The sequence below is a fragment of the Vibrio sp. McD22-P3 genome, assembly GCF_021568915.1.
In the GTDB taxonomy this organism is placed as follows: Bacteria; Pseudomonadota; Gammaproteobacteria; order Enterobacterales; family Vibrionaceae; genus Vibrio; species Vibrio mediterranei.
Map to the genome: position 1 here is coordinate 374,969 of NZ_JAKGTN010000002.1, position 17,886 is coordinate 392,854.

The 17,886-nt window shown below is 44.4% G+C and carries 17 protein-coding genes; 8 read left to right on the forward strand and 9 right to left on the reverse strand.

Translation table 11 applies throughout. The features are described from left to right. Positions 1–10 precede the first annotated feature (10 nt). Both L2W36_RS03735 and L2W36_RS03740 read right to left on the reverse strand, forming a co-directional pair. The gene (locus L2W36_RS03735) at positions 11–1,171 is read right to left on the reverse strand and encodes an MFS transporter (RefSeq protein ID WP_236109364.1); all 1,161 of its coding nucleotides are present in this window, start codon (positions 1,169–1,171) and stop codon (positions 11–13) included. 306 nt (positions 1,172–1,477) lie between these two features. Beyond that, positions 1,478–2,242, reverse strand: coding sequence for an AraC family transcriptional regulator (locus L2W36_RS03740; RefSeq protein WP_031493562.1), 765 nt, complete (start codon positions 2,240–2,242; stop codon positions 1,478–1,480). A gap of 97 nt (positions 2,243–2,339) precedes the next feature. On the opposite strand from L2W36_RS03740, the gene L2W36_RS03745 reads away from it, so the two are divergent. Further along, entirely contained in the window at positions 2,340–3,497 is a 1,158-nt protein-coding gene (locus L2W36_RS03745; RefSeq protein WP_236109365.1) for a multidrug effflux MFS transporter, read from the forward strand. On the opposite strand, the gene L2W36_RS03750 is transcribed toward L2W36_RS03745, so the two are convergent. Continuing rightward, on the reverse strand, positions 3,494–4,366 hold the full coding sequence (locus L2W36_RS03750) for a LysR family transcriptional regulator (protein WP_038227334.1): 873 nt from the start codon (positions 4,364–4,366) through the stop codon (positions 3,494–3,496). The two genes, L2W36_RS03745 and L2W36_RS03750, sit on opposite strands and share 4 nt — an antisense overlap. 101 nt (positions 4,367–4,467) lie before the next feature. Here L2W36_RS03750 and L2W36_RS03755 point away from each other — a divergent pair, with 101 nt between their 5' ends. Beyond that, the gene (locus tag L2W36_RS03755) at positions 4,468–5,433 is read left to right on the forward strand and encodes a nitrilase family protein (protein ID WP_107306020.1); all 966 of its coding nucleotides are present in this window, start codon (positions 4,468–4,470) and stop codon (positions 5,431–5,433) included. 102 nt (positions 5,434–5,535) lie between these two features. Then, positions 5,536–5,865 carry a 2Fe-2S iron-sulfur cluster-binding protein gene (locus L2W36_RS03760; protein ID WP_236109366.1) on the forward strand — a complete coding sequence of 110 codons (330 nt, stop codon included), beginning with the start codon at positions 5,536–5,538 and terminating at the stop codon, positions 5,863–5,865. A gap of 23 nt (positions 5,866–5,888) precedes the next feature. Here the strand turns inward: L2W36_RS03760 and L2W36_RS03765 are convergent, their stop codons facing one another. Both L2W36_RS03765 and L2W36_RS03770 read right to left on the reverse strand, forming a co-directional pair. Beyond that, on the reverse strand, positions 5,889–6,800 hold the full coding sequence (locus L2W36_RS03765) for a DUF808 domain-containing protein (RefSeq protein WP_236109367.1): 912 nt from the start codon (positions 6,798–6,800) through the stop codon (positions 5,889–5,891). 107 nt (positions 6,801–6,907) lie between these two features. Then, the gene (locus tag L2W36_RS03770; protein WP_006070428.1) at positions 6,908–7,624 is read right to left on the reverse strand and encodes a GntR family transcriptional regulator; all 717 of its coding nucleotides are present in this window, start codon (positions 7,622–7,624) and stop codon (positions 6,908–6,910) included. A 304-nt stretch (positions 7,625–7,928) separates the two neighbouring features. Here L2W36_RS03770 and L2W36_RS03775 point away from each other — a divergent pair, with 304 nt between their 5' ends. The 5 genes from L2W36_RS03775 to L2W36_RS03795 all read left to right on the forward strand — a co-directional run bounded on the left by L2W36_RS03775 (position 7,929) and on the right by L2W36_RS03795 (position 12,508). Next, positions 7,929–8,849, forward strand: coding sequence for a siderophore ABC transporter substrate-binding protein (locus L2W36_RS03775; RefSeq protein ID WP_006070429.1), 921 nt, complete (start codon positions 7,929–7,931; stop codon positions 8,847–8,849). A gap of 84 nt (positions 8,850–8,933) precedes the next feature. Then, complete coding sequence (locus L2W36_RS03780) at positions 8,934–9,893, forward strand: ABC transporter permease (RefSeq protein ID WP_236109368.1); 960 nt, start codon at positions 8,934–8,936, stop codon at positions 9,891–9,893. After that, on the forward strand, positions 9,886–10,836 hold the full coding sequence (locus tag L2W36_RS03785) for an iron chelate uptake ABC transporter family permease subunit (RefSeq protein ID WP_038227327.1): 951 nt from the start codon (positions 9,886–9,888) through the stop codon (positions 10,834–10,836). Before L2W36_RS03780 ends, L2W36_RS03785 begins: the two co-directional genes overlap by 8 nt. A 10-nt stretch (positions 10,837–10,846) precedes the next feature. Next, positions 10,847–11,608, forward strand: a complete 762-nt coding sequence (locus tag L2W36_RS03790) for an iron ABC transporter ATP-binding protein (RefSeq protein ID WP_006070432.1) — start codon at positions 10,847–10,849, stop codon at positions 11,606–11,608. Positions 11,609–11,824: 216 nt separating this feature from the next. Continuing rightward, positions 11,825–12,508, forward strand: coding sequence for a DUF1868 domain-containing protein (locus L2W36_RS03795; RefSeq protein WP_006070433.1), 684 nt, complete (start codon positions 11,825–11,827; stop codon positions 12,506–12,508). 60 nt (positions 12,509–12,568) lie between these two features. Here L2W36_RS03795 and L2W36_RS03800 read toward each other — a convergent pair whose 3' ends face one another. The 4 genes from L2W36_RS03800 to L2W36_RS03815 all read right to left on the reverse strand — a co-directional run bounded on the left by L2W36_RS03800 (position 12,569) and on the right by L2W36_RS03815 (position 17,868). Beyond that, positions 12,569–13,906, reverse strand: a complete 1,338-nt coding sequence (locus tag L2W36_RS03800) for a glycosyltransferase family 4 protein (protein WP_062456000.1) — start codon at positions 13,904–13,906, stop codon at positions 12,569–12,571. Then, positions 13,903–15,504 (reverse strand): hypothetical protein, encoded by a 1,602-nt coding sequence (locus L2W36_RS03805; RefSeq protein ID WP_236109369.1) that lies wholly within the window; start codon positions 15,502–15,504, stop codon positions 13,903–13,905. The genes L2W36_RS03800 and L2W36_RS03805 overlap by 4 nt, the downstream gene beginning before the upstream one ends. Positions 15,505–15,534: 30 nt before the next feature. Then, positions 15,535–16,635 (reverse strand): ROK family transcriptional regulator, encoded by a 1,101-nt coding sequence (locus tag L2W36_RS03810; RefSeq protein ID WP_124941431.1) that lies wholly within the window; start codon positions 16,633–16,635, stop codon positions 15,535–15,537. Positions 16,636–16,752: 117 nt separating this feature from the next. Then, positions 16,753–17,868 carry an extracellular solute-binding protein gene (locus L2W36_RS03815; protein ID WP_006070807.1) on the reverse strand — a complete coding sequence of 372 codons (1,116 nt, stop codon included), beginning with the start codon at positions 17,866–17,868 and terminating at the stop codon, positions 16,753–16,755. Positions 17,869–17,886 lie beyond the last annotated feature (18 nt).

The following is a 17,886-nucleotide window of genomic DNA, read 5'->3' on the forward strand; positions in this document are numbered from 1 at the left end:
AAGTGTGATGTTACTTGCCAGCCACCAAGTGTTTCTTGGTACGAATACTGGCAATGAACATATAGATAGCGGTTGCCATCATGGTTGCAAGTAAATAAGCCATCAAACCTTGCGTACCGTCCATAAACCAATCCGCAAGTACCGGACCAGCGACTGAGCCGATGCTGTAGCAAAACAGCATAACTTGCGTTGCAGAGACAATAAAACTCTCGTCCAATTTGTCACAGCCTAAGTTAATAGCAATCGGGTACAGGGCGAACGTCGCCATCCCAATTAAGAATAAGCTGATCGCCAGTACACTCAGGTCATCGCTGAGAATAACTAGGCCGACACCAAATACACCCAATAAACAGAACATGCCCATTAGAGGAGTGCGACCCGCTATTTTAAGTAGTGGAGGTACTAGTGTTTGTACTGCCATACCGCCAAGGATTACTAAGGCCATTAATGCACTTAAACTGCTTTGTGACACGTCGCGGTGCGTTAACTCTACAGGCATCAGACCATAGATAGATCCAAGGGTTAAGCCTGAAACAATACAGCCGATGATTGCAGCATGGTTCAGTTTTGCAATTTGTTTGAACGATAGTGTCGCCGAGTGAGCACTCTGTGGTTGCTGTGTTGGAACGAACATCAGAACCAGAATAGCTGCGCTTAGCATAGAGAGAATCGCCACAAATGGCAGACTACCCTGAACACCGATAAAACCAATCCCAAGCTGACCTAGTGCAGAGCCGCCATATAGCGAACCCATATAGAGGCCAAGACGTTTGGCACGGCTTGATTCATCACCTACAAGTAGCCATGACTCAACGATAACGAAGACACCCGCGACAGCAATACCTGCGACAAAGCGTGCAATCAGCCAAGCCCATGCGACAGGCATCAGTGGCAGCGCAACGATCGTAGCGATAAATAGCGCTAGACAGGCGATAAATGCGACACGGTGACCGATATGCTTTACAGCCGGTTCAATAACAACAGCACCAACTAAAAGACCCGCGTAGAACACACTTGCTAGCCAACTTGCGTTGCTTGCATCAATACCGTATTCACCCAGCATAAGCGGGATTAAGCTCATCAAATAACCTGATGCGACGGCATAAAGTGATAGCGCAATAACAGGTACTTTAAAGCCAGTTTTTACTGCGAAATCAGGTGTGTTTTCCACTAGCAGAGCCTCCTAAATAGTCGTTGGAAAATCGAAACAGAATTGAGAAATTGATTAGGTTTTCGCCGCGACTATGAGGCTTGAAAGAGGAGGAGTAAAACTAAAAAAAATGACCATAACGACAACAAATATTTATCGATATATTGGCATTAGTTATCGTTGAAGCGAAGTATAAATGTAGCTAATGTTTAATAAGCTAACGTACTGTTTTTATTAAGTAGTATAGGAAAAATCTCATTGTGAATGTTTGGCGGAAATATCAGTGCTTTATCAAAAAATTAAATCATGGAATATTATTTTCCGACACTAAAAGAGCTGTTTGGGGGTGATCCCCATATGTTGTTTAAAGAAAGCGATAAAAGCACTGTCACTTGAAAATTCCAAAGTATAAGAAACATCTAGAACACTTTGCCCCAGTGCCAATAGCTCTGTGGCTCGCTGCAACCGCCATTGTTGTCGCCAAGCTTGAAAGCTCATACCGGTTTCTTTAGCGAAAATTCGACTGACGGTTTTGCTGCTGGCCCCCACATGACGGGAAAACTCCTCTAGTGAAGGGAGGCTTTGCTCTCCGGTCAAAAAATGATTCAAGATGCCCGTGACTCTCGGATCGCTGGGGATAGGTAAGAGGTGCACCTCTGCTAACGCTAATTGAAACTCTTCCCAAAACAGCGCTGTGGTGTTGCGGGTTTGTTCGATACTAATGTCCCAAGACCAAAAGCTCATTCTATCAATCAAGGCTTTCAACAGCTCGTTTACGGTAAGGTACTGTATGGTGTCTGGGGCACTAATAAACAGGTTGGTATCAAAGTATAGCGAGCGATACTCGACGACATTATTCATGCTCGCTCGATGTTCTGTGTTTGGTGGTATCCAAGCGGCTTGAGTTGGCGGCAAAACCGAACGACATCCTTGAAGTTCGATAGTCATGCAACCTTGAGGTGCGTAGAGCAGTTGTCCTTTCTGATGCTGGTGCATGCCTGAATCATGTTTGCCCACTCTTGCTGCAATACCAATAACAGGTGCACTCAATGCGTCAGCATCGAAACGTGTCTGGTGATCAATTAGCGCCATTTGTCTTATTTTCGATGTTTTTTGTTCTTATGATGATATTAGTACAAAACCCATTAAGGCTAAACTCCTCACCATCAAATTAAGAGGAGGAATCACAATGATTCAACAAACGAAATATGGGGAAACAGCGAAACCCCCTTTGTGGTTAATGGTACTACTTATTATGTTTCCTCAAATTGTTGAAACTATCTACAGCCCGGCGCTAGGAGATATTGGGCAACATTTTGGGGTGAGTGATAGTCTCGCGGCAGCAACCATTGCAACGTATTTTTATGCATTTGCGATAGGAGTCGTGGCTTGGGGTATTCTGTCTGATGTATTAGGACGTCGAGCAAGTATGCTATTGGGTTTAGCAACCTACGCTATCGGTGTTTTTACGGCCGTATTTGTGACATCGTTCGAGATGCTGTTGGTCGCTCGTGCTATTAGTGCTTTTGGCGCAGCAGCAGGCTCAGTGGTCACACAAACCATGCTGCGTGATAAATTCTCCGGTGAGGAATTAGGGAAAGTATTTTCTTTAATGGGGATGGGCATCGCCATTAGTCCGGTTGTTGGCATGTTCGTAGGCGGACAGCTCACCCAGTTAGGCGGACACACCTACGTATTTTGGGCGCTATGCCTACTGGCGGTGATACTGCTTGGTAAAAGTGCGTTACGATTGCCAGAAACAGGCTGCCAAGAGTCGCGCAAAACGTCCTTAACCCAGACGGCTAAACAGATGCTGTTTGATAAACATATCTGGGTGTCGGCACTATTGGTCGCTGGTTTTAATATCGTAGTATTCAACTATTACCAGATTGGCCCGTTTTTATTTCGTGAACTGGGTTTTGACGCTCAACAGTTCGGATACTCAGGTGTGGTATTGGCGCTTGGAACGTTTTTAGGCAGCTCTATAAACAAACGGCTTCTTACCAAAGGTAGAACCTCGGCATCGTTAATCAAATTGGCTGTTACTTTATCTGCCCTGGGCTCTTTAGGTGTTTACATGACGCAAGACAGCCTATGGTTCTTACTGCCTATGATGGTCGTGGTTATGGCGTTTGGTGTTGGTATTCCTAACGTACTAAGTCAAGCGTTAGTGAACTACAAACAAGCGGTTGGTAGTGCGAGTGCGATTTTAGGTCTGCTGTACTACATACTGATTGCTGTTGGATTATCGGCATCAAGTGCAGTGGCTAACTTAGGGTTATCACTTGTTGCGGTCTCAATGCTTATGATCGTCACTCTATGCTACAAAGTCCATCGTCAACTTTAATCTAGAATAAGGCCGTTTTCTTTCAACATATCGAGAAAGCGGTCTTTTACCGGATTGATAACATCGGGGTTCCAAATAACGCCAATATCCCAATGATTATCTGTCGAGGGGATCGGGAGGAAACGTATCGTGTCATCAACCAAAGAGCGTGCACTTTCTGGAACAATGATAAATCCTATATTGGCTTTAACCAATGACAGCAAGGTCAAGATGTCATCGGCAAATTGGCTTGGTGTGAACTGCCAATTTAGCTCCGCAGCAACCTTTGAGATCTGTTGGTGTAACCCCATTCCTCGCTCTGGTCTCAATGCTAAGTAGGGAAGAGAAGTAAGTATAGACGTCAGTGACGACTCACTATGGCTGCGGTTGACCGCTACGCAAAGTCGATCACTGGAGAGTGTGATTGAAGATAGACTGCTTTCACATGGGAGGCGTGAGTAGGCGATATGCAACTCGCCTGACAGGAGTTGCTCTGTCTGTGTCTGAGATGGGAGATCGTTAAGCGTGACATGGACATCGCTGAAACGCTGCTTGAACTCGGAGATATGTCGAGGTGCAATGTCAAAACTCGAAATACCGAAGCCAACATTAAGATAACCGGATTGCCCAGCTGCAACTTGGTTGGATAACTGATCAAACTTCTCAGCGCTCGCAATGACGCGCTTCGCTTCGGGGAGCAGGCACTCTCCAACAATGGATAATTTCGTCCCGCCTCGATTACGGTCAAATAAGGTCGCGCCAATATCACTCTCTAGCCGATATATTTTTTTCGTCAATGCTGACTGAGTGATAAACAGTGCCTCAGCAGCACTGCGATAGGTATCGCTGCGAGCCAAGGTCACGAACGCTTTTAGAAGGTCGATATTCATGATTCCAAATGGTAATCAATTTGTGATTTAAATTCATTATAAGGAATCAACAGTATTTTTTACACTGTGACTTCACTGTTAAGCTCTCATAAGGAGAAAGTATGAAGTCGGTAAAAGTAGCCTCAGTTCAGTTCAATCATAAGTCGGGAGATAAATCTGCCAATTTAGCGATAATAGAGCAATTTGTGACTCGAGCCGCTGCTAACAAGGTAGATATCATCAGCTTTCCCGAAATGTGCGTTACTGGTTACTGGCATGTTTCAGCGCTTACTCGTGATGAGATTTCTGAACTCTCAGAACCTGTGCCATCGGGCGACACGAGCCAAGCACTGTTGGCACTCTCACAACGTCATAATATGAGTATTGGCGCGGGGCTGATTGAAGAGGGTGAGTGCGGTCAGTTATACAACACCTACGTGTTTGTGATGCCGAACGGTGTGGTTCAAAAGCACAGAAAGCTGCATACATTTGTCAGCCCCCATATGAGTAGTGGCGATGAGTATACGGTGTTTGACACCCCTCACGGCTGTAAGGTTGGAATCCTGATTTGTTGGGATAACAACTTGGTTGAAAACGTGAGAATCACGGCGTTAAAAGGAGCGGATATCTTAATTGCGCCCCATCAAACAGGCGGTTGCGACTCTCGAAGTCCAAATGCGATGGGGCTGATTGATCCTCAGCTTTGGCATAATCGACATCAAGATCCACAGACTATCTACAATGAAATGCAAGGTAGGAAAGGCCGTGCTTGGTTAATGCGCTGGTTGCCTGCTAGAGCTCATGATAATGGACTATTTGTAGTATTTAGTAATGGGGTTGGTGTGGACATGAATGAAGTGCGCACGGGACACGCGATGATTCTTAACCCTTATGGTGAAGTGATTACTGAGTCAAAGAGTCTTGACGACGACATGGTTGTCGCTGTACTGGACGGTCAGGAATTAGAAATGTGTACTGGCCGTCGCTGGATTCGCGGTCGCAGGCCAGAGCTATACCAAGAGCTAACCGAAAAGCAGGGAAATGAGCTCGACCCTTATCATGCGAGATTCTCGCGAGATAAGATCTGAACTTGTTCTAAACACTAAATTGAATAATATTTCGAGAATTGGTCGTCTTTTTTGATTTTGCTTCGTCTTATTAAGAGAGTTAAAACAGAACAGTTGAGAAATATGTTTCAGATTAAACCTGCCACCTTGACTATTGATGGTCAAACGACAGTTATTGGTGCTTCAGAAAAGAACTTAGTCGAATTAGCGAGCAGAGTAGGGGTAAGGATCCCCGCTCCATGTTTGAAAAATAAACGCAAGCATGGTTGCTGTAAAGCGTGTTTGGTTGAAGTGGATGGCCAGCAAACTTATGCTTGTTCAAGTAAGCCTAAGTCGAATACAGAAGTGATAGTTAAGCGTCGAGACCTCGACCAAATCCGAAAAGTGTCGCTGCAAAATTTCAAGCAGCAAGTGAAGTCGGGTGGTACGTCATCATGTGGTTGTAGCTGTTAGTCAGCTACAACCTCAGTCAATTGTTAAGAAGCGGCGGCTTTAAGTTTGCCGATTACGCTAAATACAGCCACAACAATGAGGCCTGCGATGATACCGATAACGCCGTTGAGCAGAGCTGGGATAATGGCTTGAGCAACGGATAGGTTGGGAATATCCATGATGATAGGTTCAATAAGATGGTGAATGGCGGGTACGTTATGGACAACAATACCGCCGCCCACTAAGAACATAGCCGCAGTACCAACGATAGTGAGCGTGCGCATCAGTTTAGGGGCAAAGGCAATCAATCCTCTACCAATGCTGGATAATAGTCCTTTTCCTTGAGACTTTCGTTCTAAGTAAAAACCTAAATCGTCGAGTTTAACAATACCCGCAACCAGTCCATATACTCCAATAGTCATTACAACGGCAATCAGACTAACCACCATGATTTGGATGCTGGTGGACTGTCCTTGGACCGTCCCTAAAGCAATAACTATAATCTCCGCTGATAGGATAAAGTCAGTGCGAATCGCGCCGGCAATTTTCTTTTTCTCGTATTCCTCAACGGAGTCACCACCAAGATCCGGTGCAGTTTGATCATCAGTGTGTTCTTTGCTGTGGAACAGCTTTTCCAGAATCTTCTCAGCACCTTCGTAGCAGAGAAACAGCCCCCCAAGCAGCAATAATGGATTGATTAGCCACGGAGCAATAAAACTGATAATGAGCGCGGCGGGCACAAGAATGCATTTGTTCTTAAAAGATCCTTTCGCGACGGACCACACAACAGGGATTTCACGTTCGGCGGAAACGCCAGAGACTTGATGGGCATTAAGGGCGAGATCGTCACCCAATACCCCGGCGGTTTTCTTTGCTGCTACTTTTGAGAGCAGCGCAACATCGTCCAATACCGCAGTAATATCATCGAGAAGAGTTAATAGACTCAAACCAGCCATAAGCGTTACCTGTTTGCGAAAAAGTCGTCATGCCTGTAAGCAAATGTAACACTAATTAGGACTTTAACAAGCTAGCAAGCAAATGTCGGTGTTCAACCAGATAAGTCTTACAGTTTCACAAAGTTAGTGGCGAACTTGTAACCTTCCCATCGATGCTTCACATTGGAGTACTCGAAAATTTCGCCGTTATCGAGGTAAACAATCTGTTCTACATTGACTAAAGGTTCGCCTAGTTTTATATCTAACTCAGTGGCATAAAACTCATTCGCTTTGACGACCGTGATTTCCATCGTTGAACTGTGGATCTTGAGACCTAGTGTGTCTGTGATATAGCTATAAATAGAATCTTGGGCATGTTCACGCTTTAAACCTTGAATGACATTAATAGGCATATAAGTCTCCTCAACCGCACCCGGTATGTCATCAATGATGCGTACCCGCGTTGTTTTGTACAACATATCTTCAATGTCGCAGTTCAATCTCTCTGCTAAGAAGGTGTCTGCAGGGACGACGGAGAACTCCAGTACTTTTGTGGTTAGGGTTTGACCACTGTCTTGCACATTGGCTTTGGTGCCGTAAAGATGCTTATAACCGGAGTTACCAAGAGGACGTTTCACATACGAGCCAGACCCTCGTTTTCTCACCACTAAACCGTCGGTGACGAGAATATCGAGTGCTTTCTTTATGGTGAGCTCGCTGCATCCGAATTCTACTGCTAACTCACTACCACCAGGTAATTTTTGGTTAGTTGTGTACTGTCCAGAGAGAATCCTCTCCTTGATCGCCTGATAGATATCAGAATACTTAGCTTTGGTGGTGGACATAGTGAATAGATTCTCGCAACATGATAAACATTCTTCATACTAAGCCAAAAAAACCACCAGTTAAAACAATATGGTTATTTTTATTAAATTATATTGTTATTGATCGAGTTTTCTTCTTGCCTCTTATTTGTTTGTCTTTCCGCCAATGATTATCACTGGTTACACCATTGAGCTAAAAATCCGTATTTCTTTGCGTTATAACAATAAAAATGCAATTAGCTATGAAAATGATATTGATTCCCATTTGATCGTAAGTGATAATGATTCTGTTTAATATAACCATAAAATATATAAGGAAAACGGAATGAGTCAGTCTATGAGTTTCATCAAGCGTGTCGCGCTGACACTAACGGCCAGCTTCGCCATGGTTGCGAACGCAAGTGCAGTAACTATTCAGCACTTCAAAGGCACAGCAGAGTTTGATGAAACCCCTAAGCGAGTAGTGGTGTTAGGTAATGGTAGCTTAGATGTTTTAGACCGTTTAGGTGTACAACCAGTTGGTGCTCCACATTCATTGCTTCCAGACTATTTAGCGCAGTACAAAGCGTCGACGGGGAATACAGGTTCAGTAAGCGAGCCTGATTTTGAAGCTATCTTCACGTTGAAACCTGATGTGATTATCGCTGAAAACCGCATGCTTCGCGTTTACGATGACTTAAACAAAATTGCACCAACAGTGATGTTTTATGTTGATAACGGTGAGTACTGGCAAGATACGCAAGCAAACTGGCGTATGCTTGGCAAACTGTTTGATAAAGAAGCGGAAGCAGAAAAGCTAATCGCAGAGACTCAAGCTCAATTTGATAAAGCAGCTGAGGCGGTTTCCAAGCAAGATTTGGACGCACTTATGTTGATGAACAATGGCAACAACGTGGCGATGTTCAACAAAGGTAGCCGTTTTTCTATCGTATTTGATGATTTTGGTTTTGGTGAATCGACTAGTCAAAATGTTGCGCCGATCCAAGGGTCTCACGGTAACTTGATCTCATTTGAATATGTGGCTGATGCAAAGCCTGAAGTTATTTTCATTTTAGACCGTGAACAAGCCATTGGTCGCAGTGTGGGTAAGGCGAAAGAGTTATTTAACAACCCTCTAGTGAACTCAACGCCTGCGGCGCAAAATAAAAAAATCGTCTATATCAATCCAAATGCTTGGTATATCTCAGGTGGTGGTGTAACCGCTACACAGACCATGATTGCTGATATCGATAAAGCTCTGAACTAATTAAAGTATTCAAAAAGTCTCTCTTAGTTCTCTAGGAGAGACTTTTCTAATTCTTGTTGTTAATTACTGGCCATCACATTCTCAATGACCATCCATAAATACATTCTTGCATGCACATTACTGGTCGCATTAGCGGTTAGTTCCCTCGTACTCGGTGCTGCTCACGTGTCCATTGCGGACTTGTTCCGTGGCGATGAACATGCTTATTCCATCTATGTTGTCAGTCGAGTTCCGCGACTACTAGCAATAATTCTGGCTGGTGCTGGTCTTAGCGTTGCGGGTCTTATCATGCAGCAGATCGTACAAAACCGCTTCGCTTCTCCATCAACGACAGGCACTATCGATTGCGCTCTTTTAGGCTACGTTGCTGGGCTTATCTTTTTGGGTGGTGCCAGTCAGTGGATGCATCTTGGTGTTATCTTCTTTTTTGCCGTTGCAGGCACATTGATCTTTGTGAAATTCTTGCAACGATTGCAATTCAAGAATGCGGTTCTTGTACCTCTTATCGGTATTATGTATGGCAATGTGATATCCGCACTGACAACCTTTATAGCCTATAAGCACGACCTAGTGCAGACCATGTCTTCTTGGACGGTGGCTAACTTTGCGAGTGTGCTGCAAGGGAATTACGAAATCCTATATCTTGCGCTTCCAGCATGCGTACTTGCGTATTTATATGCACGTCAGTTTAGCGCGGCTAGTGTCGGTGAGAGCTTCGCTAAGAATATAGGTCTCGATTACCAAAAAATCGTTTTCATTGGCGTTATTTTGGTGGCGGTGAGCTCATCAACAGTGGTAATGATTGTTGGTGTGATTCCATTCTTAGGGCTGATCGTACCGAACATTGTCTCTCTATTTATGGGGGACAATATGAAGCGCATTCTACCTTGGACGGCGTATTGGGGCGTTATTCTGGTTCTCGCCTGTGACATCTTAGGTCGCTTAATTATTTTCCCTTACGAAATGCCAATCTCGATGATCATCAGTATTTTCGGTGGTGCTGTGTTTATTTATCTGGTGTTGAGAGATAAAGCCAATGCGTGATTCGTTGAAAGTAACTCTACTTATCGCAGGTTGTTTGGCGATCATTGCGTGGTTTATTGGACAGGGGCTGACAGCGGATAACTACCAGTTTTTCTTGTCTCGTCGTATTCCTAAAGTATTGGCCATTATTCTGGCGGCCGTTGCGATTTCAGCATCGTCTTTGGTATTCCAAACCATTACCAATAACCGCATTTTAACGCCATCCATACTCGGGTTTGATAGCTTGTATCTTATGGTACAGGTGCTAATGGTGGTGATTCTAGGCAGTACAAGCTTTTGGGTTATCCATGCGATGAGCAACTTTATGTTGTCCACTGCAGTGATGATTGGTTTTTCACTGTTGTTGTTCCATTTCTATTTCAAACGCCAGGATAGCAATGTGTTTACCTTATTGCTCATTGGTATTGTCTGCGGAAGTTTGTTCAGCAGCGTCACAGGTTTCTTGACGATGTTGGTTGATCCAAATGAGTTTGCTTCCATCCAGAGTTCTATGTTCGCGAGCTTTAATAACGTCAACGCTAAGCTGGTGTACTGGAGTTTGATTCCGCTGTCTCTCTGTTTGGCGATTCTGTTCTACTATGCTCCGAAATTGGATGTGTTGTGGTTAGGCATTGATAATGCGACCAGTTTGGGTGTTAACACCAAACAGCTTACTCAGCGGATTATGATCTTGATTACTATTATGATCGCGATTTCAACGGCGCTGGTGGGTCCTGTCCTGTTCTTCGGACTTATTACAGTGAGTCTGACCCGAGAAATGTTCAATCACTACCAGCATCGCTTTCTTATTATCGCGAGCAGTTTACTCGCGGTATTACTGTTAGTTAGCGGTCAATGGTTCGTAGAAAAAGTTCTCGCATTCGAAACCACGATCAGCGTGATTATTAACCTCGTAGGTGGTTCTTACTTCCTGTTCTTACTACTAAGAAACAGAATTAATTAAGGGTAATGAAGTGATTAAGTTAACAGGTCTAAGTAAAAAGTACGGGAAGACATTTGTTGTTAAGGATGCCGATGCACTATTTCCTAAAGGTGAAGTGACGTCAATTATTGGCCCAAATGGTGCCGGTAAAAGTACTCTATTGTCTATGGCAAGTCGCCTCACGGAGAGTGATGCGGGTGAAGTTGTGATTGGAAACAAGTTGCTCGCTCAGTGGGACACCAAAGAACTGGCTAAACACTTAGCGGTACTGCGCCAATCAAACAACATCAACATGCGCTTCACGATCCGAGAGTTGGTCTCTTTTGGTCGCTTTCCACATTCTCAAGGTCGACTAACCGATGAAGATAATAAAATTATCGATAAAGCACTAGGGCATCTAGGTATTGAAGAGATCCAAAATAAATACCTCGACCAACTCAGTGGCGGTCAGCGTCAAATGGCGTTTATCGCTATGGTTGTCGCTCAGGACACTGACTACGTGTTCCTTGATGAACCGTTAAACAATTTGGATATTAAACACTCTGTAGAGATCATGCATACGCTGCGTAGACTGGCTCATGAATTCAACAAAGCTGTAGTAATTGTGATTCATGATATCAACTTTGCATCCTGTTACTCGGACAACATTGTGGCGATGAAAAAAGGGCAGGTGGTTAAATCGGGTAAAGTCGAAGAAGTAGTGCAGCAAGAGATTATGGAATCCATCTACGAGATCCCATTTGATATCCGTGACGTAGATGGTCGTCGAGTGTGTTTGTACTTCAATAGTTGATCGAGCACGATGTAAAGTCTTACCGTATTAACGAAATACAAGAATTCAAAGCGTCCCATTTGGGGCGCTTTTTAGTATTCACAATATGGACTGCCTAGTGCATTGACGCGGAATTATGCAGCGCTCACAAAATTACCACGATGATAGCAATTAAATTAACTGGGTTAATTTAATTGCTATAGAATGTGTCAATAGAAACAATTTGGAGAGAACCCTATGAATTATGCTCCGTCTGTCGGTGTCAAATTTAATGAGGACGGCACCGTTCGCCGATTCCCCGGCAACACCTTCCTTTGTCACGTTGATAAAACTAGCCCGGTATACCAAGAAGTGTTATGGGCACAGCAGCAGTTAAAAGCGATGAAGTGCGCAACTAACTATGCCTTCTTGCCAGAAGCTAGTATGCATATGACGGTTATTGAAGGTCTGTGCGACCAGATTCGAGAGACGACACACTGGAGCTCAAAGTTGGCCGAAGATGTGAATATTGAATCGGCAACAGAAAGTTTCCAAGCTTGGTTACAAGAGGCTGCAGCGACACCTAACTTCCAAATGAAGTTTGATTACGTGTACAACAGTCGCGCGGGCGGAACCGTATTAAGGCTTAAGCCTGCGAACGACGAAACTAAGTCTGCACTTAAAGTATGTCGTGATAATTTGAGTGAACTGACAGGTATTCGTCACCCAACGCATGATGAGTACCACTTCCATATTACGCTAAGTTACAAGGTTATTAATCTTGACGAAAAGCAACAAGCCGAATTGGAGCAAACTTGCCAGCGTATTGAAGAAAGGCTCAATCAGTCTTTTGGAGTGCTTACTCATGGCGCGGTGGAGTTCTGTGTCTTTGAGGACATGTTTGAGTTCAAACCAGTAAAACTGTTGTCGTTGGAAAAGTAACTTACTGACATATAATAAAAAACGGAGTCTATCGACTCCGTTTTTTCATCCCACCTTAACTCAATTAAAGACCTTGCCTAGAATTTCGCCAAGTGCTCGATAAGACAAATGCGTTTGCCCAATAACAAAGTTGTCATTCATCGCTTCCTGGCGGTACTCTGCATCAAATAGATATTGTTTGGTTTGCTCAGCAGCCAGTGACAATTGTTCATCAGATATCGTGGCTAAGCCTTGTGAATCCCACGAATGGTTCTCTCCAAGATCGATGATATTGAAGTTGAACTGCGCAATATCGGTTTCATAAACAGGATAGCGATAAACGACTTGTGGTACTTTAGCCACTAACCCTTCTAAGAACTGATTACCCCAACCTTCAAGCCAGCTCGGGTAGGTAACAATATCCGCATGAACATAAGCGTCCCAGAGGGAATAGCATTTTTCGCCATTTATTTCACAGCGACTGTGTTCGATATAATCATTGATAAACAGCATCTGCACATTGTTTTGATCTGCTTTTTGCTTCAGCTTATCAAAGTACTCTTGTTCTTCGTTCATACCTGCTAGAACAAGGACAATTCGACTTTCTTTAGTGATGGTTTTGTCGTTGTAAAGTGCTTGTCCAACCCAGTTTGGCAGTTGCCGATTGAGCTTCGCAATAAGGTCAATCGCCAGTTCAATACCTTTGCGTGCAACGATTCGAGTGGCTTGTAGAAAGACGATGTCGTTATCGGTTAGTCCGATTTTCTGTTTCAAGTCTCGGTTATAGTCGTCAAGGCACCAATGACTGTTGTCGAAATCAAACACATTGGGGACGACGGTGGCATGCTTGCCAGTTTTGTTCTTGAGTGACTCAAAAGCAATCTGATTGATTACGCAGTGTTGGTCGGCGTCGCGACGTGGAGGAAAGTATTCGTCTAATATGTCTTGGATTTCTGGGTACACGGGTTTAGCGAATTTCTCGCGTTCCCAGTGGAAATCGTGATGGTGATTGACAACTTTAACATGAGTGTTGCGAATGGCTTTCTCCAATCCAATTGCGGCAGCGAGGCTGTGCCCGACTGCGAAGATATTATTAGGAACGATAATATCTATTTCAAGGTCTCGAATGATAGCTGTTACTGCGTGCTCAATATCATCAGCTTGAGTGTGAATGGCAGTGAGTAGGTCATCTGAGCTAGTGAAAAACTTAGGCTCAATAAAAGCGTCGTGAGTAATTTTAGCGTTCAACTCATCTTCATAACGAAGTGCTTCGACACAAGAAGCATTAACATTTCCAGCACTGCCTGCCAGATAGAAAACCTGGTGACCCTGCTGCTCTAATGCCCACTTCCATTTATCCATTTCTAGCGAAACACCGTCGGTTTCGCCAACACGATAGTGCGTTAGTAGTATTCTCATGCGTTATTGAGTTCCAAGATGACCGTTGAATACAAGTTGAGGCCTTGAGGATCGTTTCCTGGAGCGTTCCTACCTCCGGCCGCAACGCGGTTAAGTAAATCCATTGTTGGTGCTTCAGTGGTGCTTGTTTTTGCGGCGTATACCTTCATCGCTGAGCCACCGTCGATGGAAATCGCGTTAATGACAGATTCACCATCGAAGAAGTCGATATCGGGTTGTGATAAACGCTGAACAAGGTTGGCAACGTCAACAATGTTGGCGCCAATACTCATCTCGTGTCGACCATCAAACAGCAGGTAACCGATGTGGTTTTCAGTTTCGATAAATAGACCAGAAGGTTCTCGGATGAGCGCATCAAAATTGTTGGTTTCTTTTCCTGAACGCGATAGAGGAGAATCGGTGTTGGCGACAGCATCTAGTGCGGCTTCTGCTTGCATTGCGGATACTGTAGGACCAGTTGGAACCAACGATTGTCCGTTAATAACAGAAGGAACTAGGCCACCTAAAATCTGTTTATAGTCGCAAAGGTCAATCTCGTTTGCGACAGGGATAACCTTAACCGCTTGTCCGACTTGAGGTGTCTCAGAGAACAGCGATTCAAAATATCCCTCCTCAATGGATATTAGCGTTCCGAAAGAAGGAAGAGGGCATGTGCCATTCCATATCGCGACAACCTCTTCGAATGGCTTAACGCCGTCGCCTTGATTAGCTAGAAACAGGTTCACTCTTCCTTCTAATTCAAGCATTGGAGAGAACTCAACTAGGTCGCCTTGGTGCTTCATCGGAAACTTCACATTAAACAGAGCGACATCGTGCTGTGAAAGTGACTCTAGCGACGGGTTAAAGCAATCAACGTCAAAGTTTGTTCCACCAATAGTGACGTTAAATTGGCGAAAAGTCAGAGATGGAACGATCTGCACATTGCCTGCACAATCTATGGCAACAGCGGCATCATGGGCGCTTGGGAAACCGGCAGTTTCAACCTTGCCATTTTCATCTGAGAAATAGTAGAAACCTAGGTATGACAGCACTTCTGGCAGTTGATGGTCTGGGTTTGGAAAGCGGCGTCTGTGTGACCAAATATGGTCTCCGATATTAAGCTCTTTAGTCATAAAGTAGCCAAGGTTACCAATCAACCCATCCAGATTGTTTTCTGATTCAAGTCGATCTCTCAGGTCCTCTAGCTTATTGCCCTTGAAGTGATAGCCAATGCGCGCTTTATCGATGTCTGCTTGTGGTGCTAACACTAAAGAAACGGATGTAGAACATAGTGAACGAGGCTCGCTAATTAGCTCGTAATCCGAGGCGCTAGGAAGTTGCGCAGCGTCAAGCTGCGGCATTGCAAAATGCGCTCTTTTTACCTTTAAAGATGGCTTTTCATGCTTTAACTGTTGGTATCGTTGTGCCAGTCCTTGTTCAAAGGCGGGCTCAACACAACCATGTAAAGGGTTGCCTTTCGGGCCATGTTTAATTTCATAGCCAGGCACCACGGATGGGTTGAAGTAACGATTTGGCTCGATATCAATAGGCTCCCAACATTGGGAATTCATGCTTGTGACGTTGTTAGAGACTCGCTCTGGAAAACATTTGGTGTTCATGGTTGTTGTTCTTATTTCGTGCTAGTTGTTTTAGTAAGCGAGGTTGTATAGAGGCAGCATAGCCGCACCTGTAGCTGCAATTTTGTCACCGGAAATGGCCGCCGGAACAATGTTAGGCATGGCTTCATCAGGTTCGAGATACTGTTGAATGGATGCAATGGCAGCAAGGTGTAGTTCTTCGACTAATTGTGGTGGTAACAAGCCGCCAATGATGATCTCGTTTGGATCGCAAATAGAGCGAATAGCTTGCAGCGCAGACGTTAGTTGCAACTGAGCATTACTTTTCCATTCGACCACTTTTTCCGGTTTCTTTTCTAACAAAGTTGCAAGCGTATCGGCTCGGTGAGCGCTAGGCTCCGACAGCCCTAGTTTTTCATACAGGCAAGACAGAGAAGGACGATTGTCACGCTCAGGAAACAGCTTACCAATGCGACCTGCATTGCCTCGTGCACCGCGATAGACCTCGCCTTCAAAGAAGTGACCGCCACCAATACCATAACCAAGATATAGATAGAAAAAGTTCGCACCAGTACTTCGGCGGGAGCGCACAGACTCACCCAATGCCGCGGCTATACCGTCGTTCTCAATCCAGCATGGCAAATTGAATTTAGCTTCTACCGCGGCTTTGATGTCGATCTGCTCCCAGGCTTTTAAGTGAGGAGGCATGGTGAGGGTGTTAGACTCTTTGTTGAAGTTGCAACTGGTCGTAACGCCAACTCCAATTAGCTTAGAAAACTCGCTACCAAAGGCAACAGAAGTGACATCGATAAGACTAGATAGTTCTTCAAGTGCGCTTTGAGGGTCTGAATAGATGCCTTGAATGGCTTTAGAGAAAATAGCTTCTCCTTCAAGGTCTACCAATTCAATGCTGATTTTTTCCAGCTCTATGTTTACCCCTAAGCTATAGGCTGCTTGAGGGTTAATACCTAGCTCAATACCAGGTTGACCTCTGCCCCCCTGTTGCTTACCAGTGACGACAATAAGACCTTCATCAAGCATCTTCTTGGTGATCTTTGTAATGGCCGCAGGCGTTAAACCACTGGTCTCAGCAAGGGCTGCTCGTGTGGTTGGGGCTTGTTGACGGATCAATGCAAGAATTGAACGCTGTGTGTCTGTTCCGAAATCTATCAATGGTGTTTCCTTAACTGAAAATCTCTTTCTATTTGATTTGAAAGCTAAATCAATGACATACATTGACACATTTAACCTTCAAACCAAATAGGCCCGGCCAAAGACCGGGCAAAAATGTTACATAAGTACGTTTTGAACAAATGCTTTCTTGGCTTCCGTTGCGTACTCTGATGTAAAGAACTCAGAGCTGTACTTACGCTGTGCGTTGTCGATAAGTGCGTTGGAGTCATCAGCATCTGGATGTTGCGGTGCTGCACCAAACGTTGCGTTTAAGCCCGTTTGTGCTTGTGCCGACGTAATCCAGTGAATGAATACCGCTGCCGCTGCTTTGTTCTTAGCATTTTTCGGCATTAGGATGATGTTACCGCCACCTGGCATACCAAACTCTGGAATATAGAACTTGATACGTTTAGTGATCGCCCCTTTTTTCTGTAGACCTGCTAGATGATCTTCCCAAGCTGGTGCCATAGAGATTTCGCCATCATTGATGCGCGTTAAGCTGTCTGCATTTGAAGCGGTAATAACGATGTTGTCTTGATTACCTTCAAACCACTCCCACGTTTTTGACCAAGTAGGAATTACAGACTTGTCCATTTCATTTTGGAAGTAGACATCGTTGTTGCCTGATGCGTAGTAAATTGCACGTTGAATGAAGGCATTACCTGCACCGCCTTTGTTTGGATCGTTCACACCAAACTGTTGTTTGTGTTCTTTGATCCAAGTTGTCAGGTCATCAAAAGACTGAGGCAGGTTGTTTTCATCGACTCGAGTTGGGTCATAAGCAAAACCTGTTTGGTTGCCCCAGAACGCATAGGCATAACCTTGAGTGTCGACGCCAACAAGATTAGTTCTTAACTTTTCGCTACCCGGAATAATATCGGTCAGTGGACCATAAACGACGTTGCTTTGCAGTAGCATCGGCAGTTTCACAGTATCGAGTGCCATCACATCGATGCTGCCTTGGTCGCGGCGTGCTTCAGCAAGTAGCTTATTGCGGTTACCTGATTCATTACCTTCTGGCACGCGAACTTTAATGCCGTACTCTTTCTCAAATTCTTTAAAGAATTTTCTGAATTCAGGCTGTAGATACCAGATGTAAGCGTTCACCATTTTTTCTTGTTTCGCTTGCTCGACAATTTCATCCCATGTCATGTCGTTTAGGTCATAAGCCAATGCATTGGTAGAAAGACCTGCAAGTGCAGTCATGGCTGCGGTTAGAACTAATTTTTTCATAAATCCATTCTCTTAATA